This is a genomic window from Janthinobacterium sp. GMG2 (genome assembly GCF_033949445.1).
Lineage (GTDB): Bacteria > Pseudomonadota > Gammaproteobacteria > Burkholderiales > Burkholderiaceae_D > Janthinobacterium > Janthinobacterium aestuarii.
Genome location: NZ_JAXAWA010000023.1, coordinates 1 through 776, shown reverse-complemented (window position 1 = coordinate 776; position 776 = coordinate 1). Strand labels below are relative to the sequence as shown.

General features: G+C 60.3%; 1 protein-coding gene. It reads right to left on the bottom strand.

The genetic code is table 11. From position 1 onward, the window contains the following. On the bottom strand, positions 1-776 hold a 776-nt coding region (locus tag SKZ59_RS28125; protein WP_319993604.1), incomplete at both ends, for a carbohydrate porin.

Below are 776 nucleotides of genomic sequence, written 5' to 3'. Positions count from 1 at the left end.
CCCAGTTCGCCCACCAGCTTGAAGTTGTTGGTGAACGCGTACACAGGACGCACGCCGACCGAGGTCCAGGTCGAGGAACCGGTAGCATTCGACTCGTCTTTTTGCCACAGGGCGACAAATTCCATGCCGAAGTTGGCCATCGGCTGGATCGCCATGTCATTGAAGACGCGCGTGCGCTTGCGGTCCGAACCGAAACCGGTGTCGCCCGAGGCGCCGAACTGGCCGTTGCCGGCACCGCCGACGCCAGGACCGACGCCGTACTGCACGCCGAAGGTGTTGCCGCCGCCGAAGACTTTCGCTTGACGGTGGAATGCCGACAGCTGCCAGCCATTGTGCTTCTGGCCAAAAGCGTCGTTGTCCTTGCCTTCGCCGATGATGTAGGTCGCGGCCAGGTCCAGGGTGCCGTTTTCATTGACGGGAATCTCGCCGTAGATGAAGTTCTGGCGCACGGCGGACTTGGTGCTCACGACGCCGGTCGGCGACACGGTGTTGATGTCGTTGTCCTTGAAGAAGGCGTACGAGAATTTACCTGGGCCAGCAGGAATACGGTCCAGGCCGGCGCCCGTGCCGTTCATGTTGATGTATTGCAGATCCAGCATGTGGATGTCAGGACGGTAGTAGAAGCGTTTACCGATCCAGGCTGTGCCGCCGTTCAGGAAATCGAGTCCCTGCGCTTCGACATAGGCTTTGACGATGCCCAGTTTGTTGTCGCCGAAATCCGAGTTTGGCGCGTAAGCGTTGACCCAGATCGTGGCCAGGTAGTTCACGCCGCCGGA